Origin of the sequence: Hymenobacter ruricola (assembly GCF_015694525.1) — a bacterium.
Classification (GTDB): domain Bacteria; phylum Bacteroidota; class Bacteroidia; order Cytophagales; family Hymenobacteraceae; genus Hymenobacter; species Hymenobacter ruricola.
The window spans coordinates 54,627-72,265 of sequence record NZ_JADQDM010000011.1 but is presented as its reverse complement, the minus strand read 5'-3'; the positions used below and the strand labels follow the sequence as shown (position 1 = coordinate 72,265).

General features: G+C 63.0%; 13 protein-coding genes and 1 tRNA gene. 10 read left to right on the top strand and 4 right to left on the bottom strand.

What is annotated here, in order from left to right; translation table 11 throughout:
- Positions 1 to 81: 81 nt before the first annotated feature.
- A complete protein-coding gene (locus tag I2H31_RS18210) occupies positions 82 to 2,217 on the bottom strand; it encodes a carboxy terminal-processing peptidase (RefSeq protein WP_196294487.1) in 2,136 nt (711 codons plus the stop codon).
- A 371-nt stretch (positions 2,218 to 2,588) separates the two neighbouring features.
- The gene (dinB, locus tag I2H31_RS18205; protein ID WP_196294486.1) at positions 2,589 to 3,668 is read right to left on the bottom strand and encodes a DNA polymerase IV; all 1,080 of its coding nucleotides are present in this window, start codon (positions 3,666 to 3,668) and stop codon (positions 2,589 to 2,591) included.
- Positions 3,669 to 4,051: 383 nt separating this feature from the next.
- Between dinB and I2H31_RS18200 the strand changes: the two genes are divergently transcribed.
- From I2H31_RS18200 to I2H31_RS18185, 4 genes are all read left to right on the top strand, one after another.
- A tRNA-Asp gene (locus tag I2H31_RS18200) sits at positions 4,052 to 4,127 on the top strand.
- A 152-nt stretch (positions 4,128 to 4,279) separates the two neighbouring features.
- Positions 4,280 to 5,710, top strand: a complete 1,431-nt coding sequence (locus tag I2H31_RS18195; RefSeq protein ID WP_196294485.1) for a glycoside hydrolase family 30 protein — start codon at positions 4,280 to 4,282, stop codon at positions 5,708 to 5,710.
- 260 nt (positions 5,711 to 5,970) lie between these two features.
- Positions 5,971 to 8,010 (top strand): cellulase family glycosylhydrolase, encoded by a 2,040-nt coding sequence (locus I2H31_RS18190; RefSeq protein ID WP_196294484.1) that lies wholly within the window; start codon positions 5,971 to 5,973, stop codon positions 8,008 to 8,010.
- 35 nt (positions 8,011 to 8,045) lie between these two features.
- Positions 8,046 to 9,509, top strand: a complete 1,464-nt coding sequence (locus I2H31_RS18185) for a glycoside hydrolase family 30 protein (protein WP_196294483.1) — start codon at positions 8,046 to 8,048, stop codon at positions 9,507 to 9,509.
- Positions 9,510 to 9,599: 90 nt separating this feature from the next.
- Here I2H31_RS18185 and I2H31_RS18180 read toward each other — a convergent pair whose 3' ends face one another.
- Together I2H31_RS18180 and I2H31_RS18175 are read right to left on the bottom strand one after the other, a co-directional pair.
- Positions 9,600 to 10,229 carry a sce7726 family protein gene (locus tag I2H31_RS18180; protein ID WP_196294482.1) on the bottom strand — a complete coding sequence of 210 codons (630 nt, stop codon included), beginning with the start codon at positions 10,227 to 10,229 and terminating at the stop codon, positions 9,600 to 9,602.
- A gap of 30 nt (positions 10,230 to 10,259) precedes the next feature.
- Positions 10,260 to 10,685: a hypothetical protein gene (locus I2H31_RS18175; protein ID WP_196294481.1), complete on the bottom strand. Its 426-nt coding sequence runs from the start codon at positions 10,683 to 10,685 to the stop codon at positions 10,260 to 10,262.
- A gap of 443 nt (positions 10,686 to 11,128) precedes the next feature.
- Between I2H31_RS18175 and I2H31_RS18170 the strand changes: the two genes are divergently transcribed.
- From I2H31_RS18170 to I2H31_RS18145, 6 genes are all read left to right on the top strand, one after another.
- A complete protein-coding gene (locus I2H31_RS18170; RefSeq protein WP_196294480.1) occupies positions 11,129 to 12,205 on the top strand; it encodes a glycosyltransferase family protein in 1,077 nt (358 codons plus the stop codon).
- Positions 12,206 to 12,343: 138 nt separating this feature from the next.
- Positions 12,344 to 13,171: a cytidylyltransferase domain-containing protein gene (locus tag I2H31_RS18165; RefSeq protein WP_196294479.1), complete on the top strand. Its 828-nt coding sequence runs from the start codon at positions 12,344 to 12,346 to the stop codon at positions 13,169 to 13,171.
- Complete coding sequence (locus I2H31_RS18160) at positions 13,168 to 14,025, top strand: transketolase (protein ID WP_196294478.1); 858 nt, start codon at positions 13,168 to 13,170, stop codon at positions 14,023 to 14,025. Before I2H31_RS18165 ends, I2H31_RS18160 begins: the two co-directional genes overlap by 4 nt.
- A gap of 123 nt (positions 14,026 to 14,148) precedes the next feature.
- A complete protein-coding gene (locus I2H31_RS18155; RefSeq protein WP_196294477.1) occupies positions 14,149 to 15,102 on the top strand; it encodes a transketolase family protein in 954 nt (317 codons plus the stop codon).
- Between the two features lie 123 nt (positions 15,103 to 15,225).
- Positions 15,226 to 16,560, top strand: coding sequence for an aminotransferase class III-fold pyridoxal phosphate-dependent enzyme (locus tag I2H31_RS18150; RefSeq protein WP_196294476.1), 1,335 nt, complete (start codon positions 15,226 to 15,228; stop codon positions 16,558 to 16,560).
- Positions 16,561 to 16,717: 157 nt separating this feature from the next.
- Positions 16,718 to 17,530 (top strand): SDR family oxidoreductase, encoded by an 813-nt coding sequence (locus tag I2H31_RS18145; protein WP_196294475.1) that lies wholly within the window; start codon positions 16,718 to 16,720, stop codon positions 17,528 to 17,530.
- Positions 17,531 to 17,639 lie beyond the last annotated feature (109 nt).

The window sequence follows — 17,639 nt, the reverse complement described above, 5'->3', positions numbered from 1 at the left end:
TCTCTACCTCGCTCAACCACGCAAAACGCCCCCGCTGCTCAGAAGCAACGGGGGCGTTTTCAGTTTTCAGCGCTTCCAGCTTTACTTCAGCTCGTCGCCAATCACGGCCACGGCTTCGGCCAGGGCGGCGTCTTTGCGCAGCGGCTTGAGGAAGCGCGCGGTGCGCTTGGCCACCACGGAGTCGGCTTTGGCCAGCGCGGCGTCCGGCGTCGGCAGGGCGATGTCGAGGGCTGGCAGGGCGTTTTGGGCCGTGGTCTGGAGCTTGCCGGCGTCGCGGGCCTGCTGCTGAGCCGTGCGGTAAGCGGCCAGGTTCAGCGAGAGGTTGGTTTGCTTGCGGCGCTCGGTGGCCCGCTGGGCCGCGTCGGTGATGAGGCGGAAGCCCGGGCTGGCGGCCACGCGGGCGGCGCTGGCGGCTTTCAGCTTGGCGAGGTCGGGCACCGTGTTGGTGGGCTGGTAGGCGGCCGGCGCAATCTCGTCCCACTGCAAGGGGAACTCGGCCTCCTGCTCGCCCTTGGCGTACGAAGTCAGCGCGTCCGGCACGGTGATGTCGGGTGTCACACCCTTGAACTGGGTCGACCCCCCGTTCACGCGGTAAAACTTCTGGATGGTGAGCTTCACCGAACCCAGCGGCTTGAGGGCCGCCACTTCCGGCGACACGGCGTTGTCCAGGTCAAACACCTGCTGCACCGTGCCCTTGCCGTAGGTGGTGTTGCCCAGCACCACGGCGCGCTTGTAGTCCTGCATGGCCGCCGCCAGAATCTCCGAGGCCGAAGCGCTGTACTTGTTCACCAGCACCACCAGCGGGCCGGCGTACTGCACCTGCGGGTCGGTATCGGCCACGGGCTGGGGCTTGCCGCGGCTGGTTTTCACCTGCACCATGGGGCCGCTGGGCACAAACAGGCCGCCCATGTCCACGGCGTCGCGCAAGGAGCCGCCGCCGTTGTAGCGCAGGTCCAGCACCACGCCGGCCACGTTTTCCTTGGTCAGCTTGGCCAGCTCGGCCTTCACGTCGGCGGCGCTGCTGCGGCCGCCCTTGTCGTTGAAGTCGGCGTAGAAGGTGGGCAGGTGGATGTAGCCGTAGCTCTTGCCATTTTGCTTGATGACGGCCGACTGGGCGTAGGAATCGGCAATCACCACCACGTCGCGGATGATGGGAATGACCACCGTGGCGCCGTCGGGCTTGCGCACCGTGAGGCGCACCTCCGTGCCCTTGGGCCCGCGAATGAGCTTCACGGCTTTCTCGAACTTCATGCCTTCCACGCTCACCGGCTCGGCGGCGCCCTGGGCCACGCGCAGGATGACGTCGCCCACCTTCAGCTCGCCCTGCCGGGCCGAAGCCGAACCGGGCACGATGTCCGTCACTTTCAGGTGGCCTTCGTCCTCCTGCAGCTGGGCGCCCGTGCCCTCCAGGCGGCCCGACATCGAGATGTCGAAGTTTTCGCGCACGATGGGCGCGAAATAGTCGGTGTGCGGGTCGTAGGTGTTGGCAATGACGTTGGCAAACTGGGCCAGCCGGTCGTTGGCGTCAGATTTCAACTGGTCGTCGAAGTACTCGTCGTAGTACTTCAGCACGCGCTTGCGGGCCTCGGCTTCGAGCTCGGCGGCGGTGCGGGGCCGGTCCGAGGTGGTGGAGGCCGCCGCGCCGGCTTTGGCGGCGGCCAGCGGTTTGTCTTTCTTTTTGGCCTCGTCGTCCATCAGCTCCGAGAGCTGGGCCAGGGTCTGGTACTTGAGCTGCTTGCGCCACTGCTCGCGCTGCTCGGCGGCGGTGGCGGCGTAGGTGGCCTTGGCGGGGTCGGTTTCCCAGGTTTCCTGCACCGCGAAATCGAACGGCTTGGCCAGAATCTGGCGGTACAGGCCCTGGATTTCGAGGGTGCGCTTGCTCATGAGCTGGCTGGTGGCGTCCAGAAACTCGTGGGTGCCGCCGCGCAGCTCGTCGTCAATCTGGGTTTGGTACTGGCGCAGGCCGGCCACTTCCGGGGCCAGCAGAAACTGCTTGTTCACGTCCACGCGCTTGAGGTAGAGGTCGAACACGCGCTGCGAGAACTGGTCGTCAATCTTTTCGGGCTGGAAATGGAGCTGCGACAGGCCCTGCAGCATCACGCCGAGCACCACCTGGTCGCGCGGGGGCGTGCCCTGGTACACCGAGAAAGAAGCCAGCCCCAGCAGGGCCAGCACCGAAGTGGAATACACTCCAAGCTTAAAGCGGGAAAAATTCATGCGAGGAAGATAATGAGAAGTCAAGAACGGTTGCCTGAGCGGCGAAAAAGCCGCCCAGCGCGGGCAATATGGCCAGAACCTTGCCAGAATTTACCCTGGCCTTTTGCTAAAGGCGGCAAGGTAACCGGTTGGGTTGCGGAAATGCATACGGCCGGGCGCAGAAAGCGCGGCTATATTTTTCACTACAATTTTTTTGGGTTTTTGAGTCAATTTTGGAGCGGCGGCCGGATAAAAAGAACGTCATGCAGAGCGTAGCGAAGCATCTCGCGTGGAGTAGTGACCTAATTGTTGAAAGAAATTAGTGGTGACGGGCAAGATGCTTCGCTACGCTCTGCATGACGTTTTGACTACATCCTACCTATACCACCTATTCAGAAGCTCAGTGTCAGCTGTCGCCCGGCGGCGGGCTGGCCGGTGTTGAGGTTGGAGAGCGTGACGCCCAGCAGCCGCACGCCCTTGGGCAGCGGGAAAAGCCCCTCCACCAGCTCCCGGCAAATGCGCTCCAGCACGCCCTGGTTGGGGATGGGCCCCACGCTACTGCGGCTGCGCGTGATTTGCTGGAAGTCGGCAAACTTCACTTTCACCGTCACCGTGCGCCCCAGGATGCCCGAGCGCTGGCAATATTCCCACACTTCTTCGATGGACGGGCGCAGGCCGTCGAGCAGGTCGGCGAAGGCGTTGAGGTCGTGCGCGAAGGTGTTTTCCGAGCCCACCGACTTGCGCAGGCGGTCGGCCACCACGGGCCGGTGGTCCTCGGCGCGGGCAATGGCGTGGTAGTAGCGCCCCGCCTTGCCAAACTGCTGTTGCAAAAACTCAACGGTCTGCGCCCGCAAATCGGCCCCCGTGAAAATGCCCAGCTGGTTCATCTTGGCCGCCGTGACGGGCCCCACGCCGTGAAACTGGCCTACCGCCAGCCCCTCCACAAAGGCCGGGCCTTGCTCGGGCCGCACCACAAACTGCCCGTTGGGCTTGCGGTAGTCCGAAGCCAGCTTGGCCAGAAACTTATTATAGGAAATGCCCGCCGAGGCCGTGAGCTGGGTTTCGGCCAGGATTTTGGCCCGGATTTCGCGCGCAATCTGAGTGGCCGAAGCCAGTTGCTTGAGGTTGTGCGTCACGTCGAGGTAGGCCTCGTCCAGCGACACCGGCTCAATCAGGGGCGTGTATTCGGCAAAAATGGCCCGAATCTGCCGCGACACTTCCTTGTACACGGCAAAGCGCGGCGGCACAAACAGCAGCGCCGGACACTTGCGCAGCGCCGTGACCGACGGCATAGCCGACCGCACCCCGAACTGCCGCGCCTCGTAGCTGGCCGCCGCCACCACGCCCCGCTCCCGCGCCCCGCCCACGGCCACGGGCTTGCCGCGCAGCTCGGGGTGGTCGCGCTGCTCCACCGAAGCATAAAAGGCATCCATGTCCAGGTGGATGATTTTGCGCGGGGTGTCGGGGTTCATTCGCGGGCTTCTTCTTGGGCCCGCGAAGATACCAGCCCCGCCCAAGCCCGTTGCCCCCTAGTTCTACCGGCCTTCCAGTCCCGAACCGTGCTTGAAACGAAGCTCAAATCGGGTTTTGTTAAAAAAATATCCTTATTCAAAAAAGTCCGTTTTTGCGAGTCGCTTTCGCAATGCCTATTTTTACTCTTTATTCCAGCAAAGACAGAACCGGGGAGAAAAGGGACATAAAGTGCATTTCCAGCACGAATGAAGGGTTTTACCTTTTTGATAAAGGCTGCTTTTTGCCCTAACTGCCCATATTAAGCAAATGTTAACAAAAAAATAATACAAATAATTATTTGTTTAACAACTGAGGCATTATGTAGATTTGCATCAGATAACAATGTGGGGTGGCGGAATTGGCAGACGCGCTAGCCTATCTCGCTAGTACAATTAGAGGTTCGAGTCCTCTCTTCACAGCACGAGCCCCGGTCGGAAACGACCGGGGCTTTTGGGGCTTGGAGCAGCGTCGGCTTTCAGCGTGCCCGGGCGGAGCTATGGCCGGGCATTCGAGTCGCGCCTGCTACTTTCGGCGCGGCCCGAATGCCCGGCCAGAATTGAACCTGCGCGCTATGCCCCTTCTGTTTCACCGCTGGCTGCTGGCCGCGGCCCTGCTCCCACTGGCGGCCCACGCCCAGAAAAACGCCCGCCCCGCCCCCACCGCCCAGGCCCCGAGTGCCACGCTGTGGCTGACTACGCCGGACCGAACCGCGCTGTTTGCGGAGCAGCGGCTGCGGTTGCCTTTTGGCACAGATGCCAGCGCTGCGCCGCTGCCCGTCATTGCGGTAACCGACGCACAGACTTATCAAACCATCGACGGCTTTGGGTACTGCCTCACGGGCGGCAGCGCCGAGTTGTTGCACCGCATGGGCGCCGCGGAGCGCCACAAGCTGCTGCGGGAGCTGTTTGCGACCGACGGCGCCAACATTGGTGTGAGCTACCTGCGCGTCAGCATCGGAGCGTCGGACCTGGATGCGCGCGTGTTTTCCTACGACGACCTACCCGCTGGGCAAACCGACCCGGCGCTGACCCATTTCAGCCTGGCGCCCGACCGCGAGCACCTGATTCCGGTGCTGAAGGAAATCCTGGCCCTCAACCCAAAGCTGAAGCTGCTGGCCTCGCCGTGGTCGCCGCCGGCGTGGATGAAAACCAACGAGAGCACCAAAGGCGGCAGCCTGAAGCCGGAGTTTTACGGAGCCTATGCGCAGTATTTCGTGCGCTACCTTCAGGAAATGAAGGCGGCGGGCATTCGGCTGGACGCCATTACCGTGCAAAATGAGCCCCTGCATCCCGGCAATAACCCCAGCCTGCTGATGCCGGCCGCCGAACAGGCCGAGTTCATCAAGCGCAGCCTGGGGCCGGCGTTTCGGGCGGCCCGGCTCGACACGAAAATCATTGTGTATGACCACAATGCCGACCGGCCCGACTACCCACTCGCCATTCTCAACGACCCGGAGGCGGCGCGCTACGTCGACGGCTCAGCCTTCCACCTGTACGCCGGGCCCATCGAGGCGCTGAGCCAGGTGCACGACGCCCACCCCGACAAAAACGTGTACTTCACCGAGCAGTGGATTGGCGCGCCGGGCAAGTTCCCCGAAGACCTGGCCTGGCACACCAAAACGCTCATCGTCGGGGCCACGCGCAACTGGGCCCGCACCGTGCTGGAGTGGAACCTGGCCGCCGACCCGCAGCAGAACCCCCACACGCCGGGCGGCTGCACGCAGTGCCTCGGCGCCCTCACGCTGGCCGGCGACGCGGTGACGCGCAACCCGGCGTACTACATCATCGCCCACGCCAGCAAGTTTGTGCGGCCGGGCAGCGTGCGGGTGGCGTCGGGTGAGGTGGCCGGGCTGCCCAACGTGGCTTTTCGGACGCCCGCCGGGCAGCACGTGCTCATCGTGCTCAATGCCGGGGCGGCCCCGCAGGCCTTCGCCGTGCGCCACCAGGGCCGGCAACTGCGCAGCACCCTGCCGGCTGGAGCGGTGGGCACCTACGTGTGGTAGGGCACGGGTTGCGTCATTTTTTGCGGCAGCGCATCGGGTTTTTCGCGTGTTTTTTAACGGTTTTGGGAGAAGCCAGCAATGCGCGCTAACGGGCAAGGTGGCACGCATTAGCGGCGCTTCCGCGTGTGCTGTAAGTGTAAACGCCAAACCGGCAAAGCCGCTCAGGACTGCAAATGGGCCTTTTTGTTTGATTTTTTGAGAACCGGGGATTCTACATTTGTTCACCGCAGTCCTCCTTTTCCACCCCAAATTCCCGCCCGTTGCGCAACTATTTCTCATTCCATTTTGCCGGCTGGCGCCTGATGGGCGTGCTAGCGCTGGCACTGGCCTTACCGGGCCTTTTGGCTCCGGCCCGCGCGCAGAGCTTTCTGCACGCGGCGGGGCCCAAGATTGTGAACGCCGATAACCAGGAAGTGTTGCTCAACGGCGTGAACCTGGGCGGCTGGGCCTTGCAGGAAGGCTACATCGTCAAGCCCGGCTGGCAGGGTATCAACGGCCGCCAGACCCAGGGTACGGTGAAGAAAACCCTCTACGACCTGGGCATGAGCGATGCCGACGTGGAGGCGTTTTACCAGAGCTACCGCAACAACTTCATCACCCGGCCCGACATTGATTTCCTGGCTTCCAAGGGCTTCAACTGCGTGCGCCTGCCGCTGCACTACGACCTGTTTCTGACGCCCAGCCAGCGCGCCGTGCGCAACAGCGTGCTGCGCGGCACCACCACCTACGCGGCCTACGTGAGCGCGCTCACGGGCTGGTACAACAGCAACCAGCTGTTCACGGACCCGGCCAACATGGAAGCCCTGCGCCTGATTGATAACGTATTGGCCTGGTGCGCGGCCAACAACATGTACGTGGTGCTGGACCTGCACGCCGCGCCCGGCTCGCAGGGCACCGATACCAACATTGCCGACGCGCTGCAGCCGCTGGACCTGTGGAACCAGGCCATTTACCAGGACATCACCGCCCGGCTGTGGGGCAGCATCGCGGCGCGCTACAAGAACGACGCCCGCGTGGCGATGTACGACCTCATCAACGAGCCCAACAACGTGCCGGGCAACCAGCAGATTCACAACCTGCTGCAGCGCCTGATAACGACGGTGCGGGCCGAGGGCGACAACCACCTGCTGCTGCTGGAAGGCAACGGCTTCGGCAACGATTTTAACCTGATGGAGAAGAGCACCTTCACCAACACGGCTAACCTGGTGTACAACTCGCACCGCTACAGCGGCGCCACTTATTTGCTGGACAATAACGTGGCCTCCGTGGACCTGGGCAGCCCCAACAACCTGCGCACCATCGGCAACCTGACGCGCTTCCGGACCGCGCAGAACGTGCCCATCTGGGTGGGCGAAACCGGTGAAAACACCGACACCTGGATGCACGACGCGGCCGTGAGCCTCAACTCGGTGGGCATCGGCTGGTGCCACTGGACGTATAAACGCTTTGAAGGCAGCAACAACGCGGCCCTGTTCCACATCCCGCCGCCCTACATCGTGGACGGCGTGGCCGGCCTGCCGCAGGTGCTCAACAACATTCTGTTTGGCAACGCCGTGCCCAACACCGCCCTCAACGCCCTGGCTCCGAATCAGAACGGCATCGTGAACTACCCCGACGGCGGCAATTACCACGGCCTGCTGCCGGCCCCGGTCGGCCGCATCGTCTGGCTGCAGGGCAACAACAACAAGTTTGTTTCGAGCGAAGGCGGCTTCCAGCCGATGACCTGCGCGCGCAGCTCGCGCGGGGTCTGGGAGCAGTTCACGATGGAGGCCGCCGGCAGCGGCAAAGTGGCCCTGCGCAGCACCACGGGCTACGTCTCGTCGGAAAACGGCACGCGGCCCGTCACCGTCAACCACGCCACGGTGTCGGCGGCCGAAGCCTTTGACTGGGTGCTGAATGCGGACGGCACCGTGTCGCTGCGGGGCAACAACGGCGCCTACCTGTCGTCGGAAAACGGCACTGGGCCCATGACGTGCACGCGCACCAGCATTTCGGCTACCGAGAAATTCACTTTTGGCATTTCCGGGAGTGCGCCGCTGGCCGGCAAAGGGTCGAAGAAAACCAGCAGCGCGTTTTACCCCAACCCCGTGGCCAACACCCTGGCGTATGAGGTGCCGGCCAGCGTGCCGTCGCACCGCATCACGGTGCTCGACACGGCCGGCCGCGTGGTGCTGACGGAAACCCACCCGACACCGGTTTCGCAGAACACCCTCGACCTGTCGAGCCTGAAAAGTGGCCTTTACGTCGTCCGCATCGCCGGCCCGGGCTACAATTCCGAATTCAAAATCAGCAAGCAATAGCCGCCGGTCGGCGCCTGGCATACATTCTGACCTCGATGAATCAACCCCTTCTTTCCCTCGCGTTGCTGGCCGGCCTTTGTGGCGGCAGCGCCAGCGCCCAAACCTCCCCCAAAACCAGTGCTTCCTATTCGGCGGCCGGCAAAAAAGCCCGCGTGTACGCCACGGTTTCGGGCACCTCGCAGCGGCTGGCCGCCGGCGCCGAGCTGGCTTTTTCGCCCGCCGCGCAGCCCCTGGAAACCCAGGTGAGCGTGTTCGTCGACCCCAATCATACCTTCCAGACCATGCTGGGCATCGGCGGGGCGCTCACCGACGCGGCGGCCGAAACCTTTGCCAAGCTGCCCAAGCCGCAGCAGCAGGAGTTGCTGAAGGCCTATTACAGCCCGAAGGACGGCATCGGCTACACGCTGGGGCGCACCAGCATTCACAGCTCCGACTTTTCGAGCGGCAGCTACACCTACGTGGCCGACAAGGACGAGGCGCTGAAAACGTTCAGCGTGAAGCACGACGAGCAGTTTCGCATCCCGTTCATCAAGCAGGTGCTGACGGCGGCGGGCGGCAAGCTCACTATGTACGTGAGCCCCTGGAGCCCGCCGGGCTGGATGAAAACCACCGGCGACATGCTGCACGGCGGCAAGCTGCTGCCCCAGTACCGCCAGGCCTGGGCCGACTATTACGTCAAGTTCATCAAAACCTACGAGCAACTGGGCATTCCGATTTGGGGCTTGAGCGTGCAGAACGAGCCCATGGCCACCCAGAAGTGGGAGTCGTGCATTTTCACGGGCGAGGAAGAGCGGGACTTCATCAAAGGCTACCTGGGGCCTACGCTGGCCAAGGGCGGGCTGGGCGGCAAAAAGCTCATTGCCTGGGACCACAACCGCGACCTGGTGTACCAGCGCGCCAGCGCCGTGCTCGACGACCCCGCGGCCGCCAAGTACGTGTGGGGCATCGGCTACCACTGGTACGAGACGTGGACCGGCTCGGGTATGCTGTTCGACAACGTGCGCCGCGTGCACGAAACCTACCCCGACAAAAACCTGCTTTTCACCGAAGGCTGCCTCGAAAACTTCGACCTGGCCAAAGTGGACCGCTGGGACCTGGGCGAGAAATACGGCATGTCGATGATTGGCGACTTCAACGCCGGCACCGTGGGCTGGACCGACTGGAACGTGCTGCTCGACGAAACCGGCGGCCCCAACCACGTGGGCAACTTCTGCTACGCCCCCATCATCGGCGATACCAAGGCCGGCAAGCTCATCTACACCAGCGCTTACTACTACATCGGCCACTTCTCCAAGTTCATCCGGCCCGGTGCCAAGCGCGTGGCCACCGCCTCAAACCGCGACGCCCTGCAAACCACCGCCTTCCGCAACCCCGACGGCTCGGTGGCCGTGGTGGTGATGAACCAAACCGACAAACCGCTGGATTTTCAGCTCTGGATAAACGGGCAAGCGGCCAAGACGACTTCGGCCGCGCACTCCATCATGACCATGGTGCTGTAGAGACGCAATATATTGCGTCTCGTCGTTGAACGATGCCGGCTAAACTATCAGGGTAATTGCGCGGCCGACGAGACGCAACATATTGCGCCTCTACACCTTCGCGGCTTTTTTGCGCGCCACGGGCTTCTTCTGCTTGGGCTTGCGGCGCGGCGGCCGGCGCTCCCGCTCGGCTTTGCGCTCGGCCCGCCACAGCAGGCGCTCGGGCAGGCGGGCCATGAGGCGCTCGCGCACATATTGGGCCAGCGCGGAGAGCGGCACCGTGTTGGTGGTGCGCAGAAACCGGCCGATTTCGGCCCCGCGCAGGGTGCTGGCGCCACCCAGGCCCCGCGCCAACAGAAACTGCTTCACTTCTTCGAGCAAAATCAGCCGGGCCAGCGGTGCCAGGGCCACGGTGGCGTTGTAGCTGGCGGCGCGGTGGGCGCGCAGCCCTCCGGCCGTGGCCACCAGCACGCCCACCCACTCGGGCAGCAAGGGCAGCAGCTTGGCCAGGTGCTTTTCGGTGACGACGAAGGTGACGAAATCATAAACCTCGCCGTAGCAGCGCAGTTGGTTAGCCACGCGCTGCAGAGTGTCGCCATCGCCTTTCACCTCGTAGCCGTGCATGAAGTGCTCGGTGATGTGCACCACGTCGGCCCGGGTGGTGCCGGTGGGCAGCTCGTTGATGTGCACGCCGCCCGCGAGCAGCGGGTAGAGCAGGGCGCGGATTTCCGGGTCGTTCATGGCGACCCCAAAAGTAGGGCGCGGCGGGCCTTATTCCACCCCGGCGGCCACCATTTGGCAGTGCAGCAGCCAGGCCTCGGCCTCGGGCACCCGCTGGAAAATCTGGAGCTCCAGCCCGCCCACCTGCGAGCCGTTGAAATGCGTGGTAATGGTGTCGGACAGCGAGTCGGCCTGCACCACGTGGGCCACGTAGCGCAGGCCCATGCCCACGGACTGCGGCACCCACACGCGCTCCAGCCACTCGATGGAATCGAACCAGGGGCCGCGCAGCTCCACGTTGTCGTTGAGCAGGTAGGGGCAGCGCAGCTCGGCCAGGGTCTTGAGGTAGTTGTCGGCCCCGCGCAGGGCCTCGCTCATGTCGACGAAGCCACGCCAGGTGGCGCGCAGCCAGCCTTCGGGTTCCAGGGAGAGGGTGCAGCGGCTTCCGTCGATGTCGGGCAGAGAGTTTAGCAGCATGGTGTAAAAGGGTAAATAACCCGGGTTAGGTGGCTGGGCCGCGACGAGCGCGAGGCTGGTCGCGGCAATAATGTTACGGGACCTATGCGCGGCGGGCAAGTTGTTTTATACGGATTTTGCTTTCGGCTTTTACGTAAGCACGCTGCTGCACTGCTGGTTATGCCCACAGGCAGGGCAACGTCGAAATCGGGTTCAGGTGTCGCGGTTTCTGCCGTGCCGATACAGCCGGCTAAGGTGGTGAAAATCTTAGTAATTCCATAACAAAGCGGCGAGTCGGCGGCATTTTGGGCTTCGTTACTTCGCTGCCTGTGCTGTACCTTGCCCTCGCCCTGTTCGTCTTGCCCGCCGGGGCCAGAGCCGTGAAAACTTGTGGCCGGGGCCCGCGGTTGTGGGCTGAATTCGGCGGCCAGGTCCCCGCGTTAGCTGTTCATTCCCCGTTCTGCATGTCCCGAAAAAAGGTCCTGTTTCTCATCGGCTCGCCCAACCAAACCACGCAGATGCATCAGATTGCGCAGCTGCTGGAAGACGAGTTTGAGCCCTACTTCAGCCAGCTCTACTACGACGGCTGGCAACGCCCCTTCTACAAGTTTCTGCTCTGGACCGGGGGCCTGAACAAAACCATCGTCACCGGCAAAATCAAAGAAAAAGCCGACAAATACCTGGCCGAGCACGGCCTCAAGAACGACTTCGAGGCCCGCGTGTACGGCAACACCTACGACCTCATCGTGTGCTGCTCCGACGTGGTGGTACCCTGGCCGCTGGTGCGCACCACCAAAACCGTGTTTGTGCAGGAAGGCATGACCGACCCGCTCAACTTCTGGGCGCGGCAGGTGAAGCGCTTCACCCGCTACCCCATCCTGGCCATCGGCACGGCGCTGAACGGCATGAACAACTGCTGCGACGTCTACTGCGTGGCCTCGGAGGGCTACCGCGAGCATTTTGCCCGGGTGGGCGTCGACCGCGACAAGCTCGTGGTGACGGGCATTCCCAACTTCGACAACATCGAGCGGGTGCGCCACAACGATTTCCCGCACCGCGGCTACGTGCTGGTGGCCACCTCCGACCTGCGCGAAACCTTCACCCCCGAAAACCGCCCCAAGTTCATCCGCGAATGTGCCCGCATTGCCAACGGCCGCCCGCTGGCCTTCAAGTTGCACCCCAACGAGGAGCTGCCCCGCGCCGTGGACGAAATCAAGGAGCACGCCCCGCCCGGCACGCTCATCTTCACCGACGGCAACACCGACCACATGATTGCCAACTGCGTGGAGCTCATCACCCAATACTCGACGGTGGTGTACGTGGGGCTGGCGCTGGGCAAGCCCGTGCATTCCTACTTTGACGTGGACGACCTCCGGCGCAAGCTGCCCTGGCAGAACGGCGGCACCTCGGCCCGGCGCATTGCGGCCATTTGCCGCGGCTTCGCGCATTTTGAGGGCAGCGGGCCGGCGTTTTTGCGGCGGTACCGGGCGGAGGAGTTTGCCGATTCTTCGCCGGCTGATAGTTCATTGGCCGTTCATTAGCGGCGGAGTTATTCGCACTATTCCAGGAAAAAATTAAGGAAATAGCTGACAGGCAATTATCGAAAAACCGCTCGTTTGCCGCACAAATTTTAGAGTATTTTCATCGGCATGCCGACTACCGGATATCCCAGTACCCAGATGGCCCCTTCCCGCGTCCTGACCGTAGTGCAAGCCCGCATGGGCTCCTCGCGCCTGCCCGGCAAGGTGGGGCTGCCGCTGGCTGGCCAGCCACTGCTGGTGCGCATGGTGGAGCGGGTGCAGCGCGCCCGGCTGGCCGGCGCCGTGGTAGTAGCCACCACCACCGCCCCCGCCGATGACGCCCTGGCCGAAATGTGCGCCGCCCACGGCCTCCCCTGCTTCCGGGGCGACGCGCTGGACTTGCTGGACCGCCACTACCAGGCCGCGCGGGAATACGGCGCCGAGGTGGTGCTGAAAATTCCGTCGGACTGCCCGCTCATCGACCCGGCCGTGATTGACCAGGTGCTGGGCGTGTACTTGGACAATCCGGACAGCTTCGACTTCGTGAGCAACCTGCACCCCGCCACTTTTCCCGATGGGAATGACGTGGAAATCATGCGCTTTTCGGCGCTACAAACAGCCTGGCGGGAAGCCCGGCGGCCGTTGGAGCGCGAGCACACGACGCCCTTTTTCTGGGAAAACCCCGCCCGTTTCCGGCTCGCCAACGTGGCGTGGAATTCCGGCAACGACTACTCGATGAGCCACCGCTGGACCATCGACTACCCGGAAGACTACGCCTTCATCGCGGCCGTTTATGACGCGTTGTACAACCAAAACCCCGCCTTCGGGCTCGATGACGTGCTGCGGCTGACCGAGGCCCGGCCCGACATTGCCCAGCTCAACGCCCACCTGGCGGGCGTGAACTGGTACCGCAACCACCTCGACGAGCTCAAAACCGTGGATTCGTCGCAAACCAAACAGCTTAGCTCTTCTCCCACTGCTTTATGACCGACCAAAAACGCCAAGAACTGGAAGCCCTGGCCCTGCGCGTGCGCGAGCACATCGTGCGCCTGAGCACCGACGGCGGCTGCTTCACCGGCGCCTCCCTGAGCTGCGCCGACCTGCTGGTGTACCTCTACGCCGACTGCCTGAACGTGCGCCCCGACAACCTCACGGACCCCACCCGCGACTACCTGTTCCTCTCCAAAGGCCACGACGTGCCCGCGCTTTACGGCACTTTCGTGGAGCTGGGCTTTATCGACAAAGCCCGCCTCGACCAGCACCTAAGCACCGACGACCACATTTACTGGCACCCCAACCGCCACGTGCCGGGCGTGGAGTTTCACTCCGGCTCGCTCGGGCACCTGCCCAGCGTGGCCCTGGGCGTGGCCCTGGATTGCAAGCTGCGCGGCCAGGACAACAAGGTCATCGTCATCACCGGCGACGGCGAGCTGAACGAGGGCACTGTGTGGGAAAGCCTGCTGGTGGCCAGCGCCCACAAGGTCAACAACCTCACGCTGGTGGTCGACCGCAACCACTTCCAGGCCAATGTGGCCACCGAAGACCTCATTCCGCTGGAACCCATGGCGCCCAAGTTTGAGGCCTTTGGCTGCGAAGTGCGGCGGATTGACGGGCACGATTTTGCGCAGTTGGAAGCGGCTTTTTCGGCTTTGCCTTTCTCGGAAACCAAGCCGTCGGTCATCATCTGCGACACGGTGCGCGGGCGCGGCCTGCCCAGCATCGAGGCGCGCGCCGACCGCTGGTTCTGCAACTTCTCGGCCGAGGAAGTGGACGAGCTGCTGCGCGAGCTGCACAGCCAGGTAGCCACCACTTTGACCAGTGAAACTTTAACTGTTCGATAACTCAATACTGTTTGTCATCCTGAGCGCAGCGAAGGACCTTTTCATCCTTGAACGCGGTGTTCTAACGTGATAAGGTCCTTCGCAAGGCTCAGGATGACAGATGATGTTGATGATACAACTCCCATGACCTACGAAGAACTCATCAAGCAAACTGCTCTGGCCGACGACCGGATAGTGGTGATGACGGCCGAAAACCGCGCCCTCATCCGCAACCTGCCCGCCGTGCTCGGCCCGCGCTTCATCGATACCGGCATTACGGAGCAAACGCTCATCGGCGCCGCGGCCGGCCTGGCCCTGCGCGGCCGCGTGCCGATTCTGCACGCGCTGGCCACCTTTCTCACACTGCGGGCCTTCGAATTCATCCGCACCGACGTGGGCATCGGCCAATTGCCCGTGAAGCTCAGCGGCTTCGTGCCCGGCTTCCTTTCCGATGGCAACGGACCTACGCACCAGGCCATTGAGGACGTGAGCCTGATGCGCGGCATCCCCGGCATGACGGTTTTTGCGCCCGCCGACGAGCAGGACATGCTGGCCATGCTGCCCGCCATCTGGGCCTCGCCCGCGCCGGCTTACGTGCGCGTCAACACCCGCCCGGCCATGTACGAGCACGCGCCTTTTGAAATCGGCAAGGCCGAAATCGTGGCCGAGGGCACCGACGTGACCATTCTCACCTACGGCATGCTGTTCGAACAGACGCTCGTAGCCCGCGAGCTGCTGCAGGCCCAGGGCAAGTCCGTGGGCCTCATCAACCTGCGTAGCCTTAAGCCAATTGACGAAGCCGCATTGCTGGACGTGGTGCGCCGCGGCTCGCTCATCGTGACGGTGGAGGACCATTTCGTCACCGGCGGCCTCTATTCCATTCTGGCCGAAGTGCTGCTGCGCAACCAGCTCACGGCCCGCGTGTTGCCGCTGGCGCTGGAGGAACGCTGGTACCGCCCCGGCCGCCTGAGCGCCGTGCTGGAGTACGAGGGCTTTACCGGCCACCACATTGCCCGCCGCATCACGGAGCACCTGGGCGAGTCGGGCGCGGCCATCGCCGAGGGCCCGGCCGTGCTCGAAAACGAGTTTGCGGAATAATTTAATCGCCTGTCATGCTGACGAAGGAAGCATCTTATCACGGCGGCTTTCGTCAGAATCAGTAACCCATTGCAGCGCAGACGTGATAAGGTCTTTCGCTGCGCTCAGGATGACAAAATAGCCATGCCCAACACCGTTTCTTCCAACGAGAATTACCCCGACATCACGAAGTCGGACGAGCTGTACGCCCGCGCCCAGCGCATCATGACGCCGGTGACCCAGACCCTGGCCAAAGGCCCCGGTCAGTACACCAAAGGCGTGAGCCCCAAGTACGTGAAGCGCGCCAAAGGCTCCCACATCTGGGACGTGGACGGCAATGAGTACATCGACTTCCAGATGGGCATCGGCCCGATTTCGCTGGGCTACGCCTACGAGCGGGTGGACAACGCCATTCGGGCCCAACTCGAAGACGGCATCACCTTTTCTATGATGCACGAGCTGGAGGTTGAGCTCTCGGAGCTGATTCACGAGGTTATTCCCAACGCTGAGAGCATCCGCATCAGCAAAACCGGCGCCGACGTGTGCTCGGCGGCGGTGCGCGTGTCGCGGGCCTTCACGGGGCGGAGCAAGGTGCTGTGCTGCGGCTACCACGGCTGGCACGACTGGTACATCGGCACCACCAGCCGCGACAAAGGCATCCCGCAGGAAAGCAAAGACTTAGTAGCCGCTTTCGAGTACAACAACATCGATTCGCTGAAGGCGCTGCTCGATGAAGACGTGGCCTGCGTGATTCTGGAGCCCTTCATCTTCGACGCGCCCAAGGACAATTTCCTGCACGAAGTGGCCCGCCTGTGCAAGGAAAACGGCACGCTGCTGATTTTCGACGAGATGTGGACCGGCTTCCGCGTGGCCGTGGGCGGCGCGCAGGAGTACTTCGGCATCACGCCCGATTTGGCGGTGTATTCCAAGGCGTTTGCCAACGGCATGCCCATCGCACTACTGACTGGCCGCCGCGATGTGATGGAGCTGTTTGAGCAGGATGTGTTCTTCTTCACCACATTCGGCGGCGAAGCGCTGAGCCTGGCCGCGGCCGTGGCCACCATCGCCGAAATGCGCGAAAAGAACGTGCCCGCCCGCCTCGCTGAGCAGGGCAAAAAGCTCAAGGACGGCTACAACGACATTGCCGCCGAACTGGGCCTCACGCAATACACCAAGTGCTACGGCTACGACTGCCGCACCATCGTGACCTTCGATGCCTCGGCCGGCAGCCCCATGGAAATCAAGGCCTTTATGCAGCAGGAGCTGTTCAAGCGGGGCATCATGTGGGGCGGTTTCCACAACATGTGCTTCTCGCACACCGATGAGGATGTGGCCCACACCCTGGCCGCCTACCGCGAGGTGCTGCCGCTACTCAAAGAAGCCATCGAAGCCGGCGACGTGGCCTCGCGCCTCTTGGGTGAGCCGGTGGAGGCCGTGTTCCGGAAAGTGACCAACGCCGCGCCGGTGAAGGCGAAGTAACCAGAACAACTTGGTAAATACCGTCATGTCGAGCGCAGCCGAGACATCTCGCCGCGGAAAACTAATTACTTCAGCACGCGAGATGTCTCGACAAGCTCGACATGACGGCCTTATTTCATAATGTTCTGACTTTCAGTAAAAAACCTTTCCACACACCTTGAACCTCTTCTCCCTCACCAACAAAACGGCCATCGTCACGGGCGCGCACGGCCTCATCGGGCGGCGCCACTGCGAGGCCCTGGCCCAGGCCGGCGCCAACGTGGTGCTGGCCGACCGCGACCTGGCGGCCTGCCAGGCCCTGGCCGAGCAACTACCCGGCGGCGCGGCCCAGCATCTGGCCCTGGCCGTCGATGTAACCAGCCCGGAGTCGTTGGCCGCGGCGCGCGACCAGATTCTGGCCCGCTTTGGCCACATCGACGTGCTGGTGAACAATGCCGCTATCAACGACATGTTTGAGAATCCCGCGCTCGCGGCTGACCTGAGCAAGTTCGAGAACTTCCCGCTGGCCACGTTTCAACAAGTGCTGGAAGTGAACGTGACGGGCGTGTTTCTGGCGGCTCAGGTGTTCGGCACGCCCATGGCGCGGCAGGGCAGCGGCAGCATCATCAACGTGGCCAGCACCTACGGCATCGTGGGCCCCGACCAGAGCATCTACCGCAACGAAGCCGGCGAGCAAACCTTCTACAAATCACCCTCCTACCCCATGACCAAGGGCGCCGTGGTGAATTTCACCCGCTACCTGGCCGCCTACTGGGGCAAGGACGGCGTGCGCGTGAACACGCTCTCGCCCGGCGGCGTGGAAAACAGCCAGGACGAATTTTTCATCAAGCAATACAGCGCCAAAACGCCCCTGGGCCGCATGGCCGCCGCCACCGACTACCAGGGCGCCATCGTGTTCCTCGCCTCCAACGCCTCGGCCTACATGACCGGGGCCAACCTAGTGGTGGACGGCGGCTGGACCGCTATTTAAATCCTTACAATCGACGGATGCAGAGGCGCATACTTGCGTCTCGTTGTTGAACATCTGCCGGGCACATTGTTGGACGATTTCGTTCAACGACGAGACGCAAGTATGCGCC

What these genes read in the sequence shown, in the direction of transcription:
- I2H31_RS18165 (WP_196294479.1), top strand. Translation starts at nt 12,344, where the DNA reads ATGGCCCCTTCCCGCGTCCTGACCGTAGTGCAAGCCCGCATGGGCTCC.
- I2H31_RS18175 (WP_196294481.1), bottom strand. Translation starts at nt 10,685, where the DNA reads ATGCTGCTAAACTCTCTGCCCGACATCGACGGAAGCCGCTGCACCCTC.
- I2H31_RS18160 (WP_196294478.1), top strand. Translation starts at nt 13,168, where the DNA reads ATGACCGACCAAAAACGCCAAGAACTGGAAGCCCTGGCCCTGCGCGTG.
- I2H31_RS18195 (WP_196294485.1), top strand. Translation starts at nt 4,280, where the DNA reads ATGCCCCTTCTGTTTCACCGCTGGCTGCTGGCCGCGGCCCTGCTCCCA.
- I2H31_RS18210 (WP_196294487.1), bottom strand. Translation starts at nt 2,217, where the DNA reads ATGAATTTTTCCCGCTTTAAGCTTGGAGTGTATTCCACTTCGGTGCTG.
- I2H31_RS18185 (WP_196294483.1), top strand. Translation starts at nt 8,046, where the DNA reads ATGAATCAACCCCTTCTTTCCCTCGCGTTGCTGGCCGGCCTTTGTGGC.
- I2H31_RS18170 (WP_196294480.1), top strand. Translation starts at nt 11,129, where the DNA reads ATGTCCCGAAAAAAGGTCCTGTTTCTCATCGGCTCGCCCAACCAAACC.
- I2H31_RS18150 (WP_196294476.1), top strand. Translation starts at nt 15,226, where the DNA reads ATGCCCAACACCGTTTCTTCCAACGAGAATTACCCCGACATCACGAAG.
- I2H31_RS18180 (WP_196294482.1), bottom strand. Translation starts at nt 10,229, where the DNA reads ATGAACGACCCGGAAATCCGCGCCCTGCTCTACCCGCTGCTCGCGGGC.
- I2H31_RS18155 (WP_196294477.1), top strand. Translation starts at nt 14,149, where the DNA reads ATGACCTACGAAGAACTCATCAAGCAAACTGCTCTGGCCGACGACCGG.
- dinB (WP_196294486.1), bottom strand. Translation starts at nt 3,668, where the DNA reads ATGAACCCCGACACCCCGCGCAAAATCATCCACCTGGACATGGATGCC.